We start from the raw sequence: 2369 nt of genomic DNA on the forward strand, positions 1-2369 counted from the left end.
AACGTGAAAATCACCGTTGAATTGATTGCCCCAATCGCGATGGAAAACGGTTTGCGTTTTGCGATTCGCGAAGGTGGTCGTACCGTTGGTGCAGGCGTTGTGGCTAATGTAATTGCTTAATTTCAAAGGATAAAGATAAATGGCTAACCAAAAAATCCGTATCCGCTTGAAAGCCTACGATTACAGCTTGATTGACAAATCAGCTCAAGAAATCGTTGAAACCGCAAAACGCACTGGCGCAGTGGTAAAAGGCCCGATTCCTTTGCCAACCAAAATTGAACGCTTCAACATTTTGCGTTCGCCTCACGTGAACAAAACTTCGCGCGAGCAATTGGAAATCCGCACCCACTTGCGTTTGATGGACATCGTGGACTGGACGGATAAAACCACAGACGCTTTGATGAAATTGGACTTGCCTGCTGGCGTGGATGTTGAAATCAAAGTACAATAATCTGCAAAGATGACAAAATCCCCCAAACTGGAAACGGTTTGGGGGATTTTGGTTTTCAGGCTGCCTGAAAAAACTAAACAGGCAATTTCCCCGTTGCCTTAATCGTTTGCACAGGCACTTCGGTTTTGATGTTGCTCACGCCCTCAATATGGGTCAAATGCTGCACCTGAAAACGGCGATAATCCGCCAAATCCTTTACCACCACTTTCAGCACAAAATCGCAATCGCCCACCATCAAATAACATTCTTGCACCTCGTCCAAATCCTTGATGCTGTTGGAAAAGTGATTGACCACATCTTCCGTTTGCGATTTGAGCCACACGCGCACAAACAGCGTCAAATGCAAGCCCAATTTTTCCGCGTTCAAACGCGCCGAATAGCCTTTGATAAAGCCTTGGTCTTCCAAAATCCGCACGCGGCGCAAACACGGCGATGGCGACAAACCCACCAAATCCGCCAACTGATTGTTGCTCAAACTGCTGTCTTTTTGCAAAGCATTTAAAATGCGTTTGTCTATTTTATCCAAATCGTCAAAAATCATGATTGAAAATATCTGCCAATAAAAATCAAAAAAATGGCGCATTTTACTAAAATGATTTCATTTTAACACAACATCACAAAAAAATAGCGCGAATTTTGCCCTAGAATACGCGCTTTCTTTCATTGATAAAAAATACCCCAAATGGACACCATTTCCACTTACGACCACACGGCAATCACTTGCCCCATTCAAGAAAAAGCATTTCAAAAACAAGAATTTTGGCGCGGTGTGAAAGACGCGCTGCCCATTATGCTCGGCTTTATCCCTTTTGCTTTGGTGCTGGGGGCGTCGGCGGTGGGCGCGGGTTTCAAATGGTACGAATTGTCGCTTTTGACCACCACCAATTTGGCGGGCGGCTCGGAATTTACCGTGGTTAGCCTGTGGCAAAATCCGCTCAACATTCCCCTGATTGTGGCAATGGCAACTTTGGTAAACAGCCGCCACATCATCATGGGCGCAACTTTTTCCCTATTGCTCAAAGGCATGCCCAAGAAAAAAGCCTTGCCCCTGCTGTTTGTGATGATAGACGAAAGCTGGGCAATGGCGATTGCAGACGCGCAAAAACACGGTCGCAAAGCCTTGAATGTGCCGTATTATTTGGGTGTGGCGATTTTATTGTGTTTGACTTGGATTGTGTTTACCACCGCAGGGGCGTATTTCGCGCCTTTGATTGGCGATTTGAAACAATATGGCATGGACATGGCGTTTACGGCGGTGTTTTTGGTGTTGCTCAAAGGCATGTGGCGCGGCTTTCAGGCAGCCTTACCGTGGTTGGCGAGTTTGTTGGGGGCAGGGCTTTGTCATCATTTATTTGATGGTGCGTGGTATGTGGCGGTGGGCGCATTGGCTGGCGTGGCAACGGCATTTTTCATGGGCGATGACCGTACAGAAAAAAATTAAAGGAAAAAAATCATGGAATTTCAAGTTTTGCTGACCATCATCACATTGGCGATTTGCACTTATTTGACGCGGATTGTGGGTTATTTGGCATTTGCCAACCGCCAGCTTTCGCCCAAAGCCTTGCGCGTGATGCAAGCCGTACCAGGGTGTGTGCTGATTGCCGTGATTGCGCCCGTGATTGTGTCGGGCAATGTGGCGAATATGGTGGCGGTGGCGGTAACGTGTGTGGCGATGTTGCGCCTGTCGTTGTTGCCAACCGTGTTGATTGCGATTGTTACCACAGGCATTTTGCGGCAAATGGGGTTTTGAGTGGCGCAGCAAGCGTAGGGGGGCAACTCGTTGCCCACGCGGTTTGATGCACGCCACATTATTTTATTTTTTCAGGCAGCCTGAAATGAAATATTGCACATTAAAACATCATTTTATGTGTATCTGATTGAACTGCGTGGGCAACGAGTTGCCCACCCTACGCTTGCT

General features: G+C 47.1%; 5 protein-coding genes. 4 read left to right on the forward strand and 1 reads right to left on the reverse strand.

Going from position 1 to position 2369, the window contains the following annotated elements; genetic code table 11:
* Together Q338_RS14185 and rpsJ are read left to right on the forward strand one after the other, a co-directional pair.
* On the forward strand, window positions 1-120 hold a 120-nt coding region (locus Q338_RS14185; protein ID WP_455549945.1), incomplete at its 5' end, for an EF-Tu C-terminal domain-related protein.
* 19 nt (window positions 121-139) lie between these two features.
* Window positions 140-451: a 30S ribosomal protein S10 gene (rpsJ, locus tag Q338_RS12310; RefSeq protein WP_027022381.1), complete on the forward strand. Its 312-nt coding sequence runs from the start codon at window positions 140-142 to the stop codon at window positions 449-451.
* Window positions 452-524: 73 nt separating this feature from the next.
* Here rpsJ and Q338_RS12315 read toward each other — a convergent pair whose 3' ends face one another.
* Entirely contained in the window at window positions 525-992 is a 468-nt protein-coding gene (locus Q338_RS12315) for an Lrp/AsnC family transcriptional regulator (RefSeq protein ID WP_034295981.1), read from the reverse strand.
* 141 nt (window positions 993-1133) lie between these two features.
* Here Q338_RS12315 and Q338_RS12320 point away from each other — a divergent pair, with 141 nt between their 5' ends.
* A complete protein-coding gene (locus tag Q338_RS12320; RefSeq protein WP_051968651.1) occupies window positions 1134-1892 on the forward strand; it encodes an AzlC family ABC transporter permease in 759 nt (252 codons plus the stop codon).
* 12 nt (window positions 1893-1904) lie between these two features.
* Window positions 1905-2201, forward strand: a complete 297-nt coding sequence (locus tag Q338_RS12325) for an AzlD family protein (RefSeq protein WP_034295979.1) — start codon at window positions 1905-1907, stop codon at window positions 2199-2201.
* The last annotated feature ends 168 nt before the right edge of the window (window positions 2202-2369 follow it).

The organism is Alysiella crassa DSM 2578, from assembly GCF_000745955.1.
In the GTDB taxonomy this organism is placed as follows: Bacteria; Pseudomonadota; Gammaproteobacteria; order Burkholderiales; family Neisseriaceae; genus Simonsiella; species Simonsiella crassa.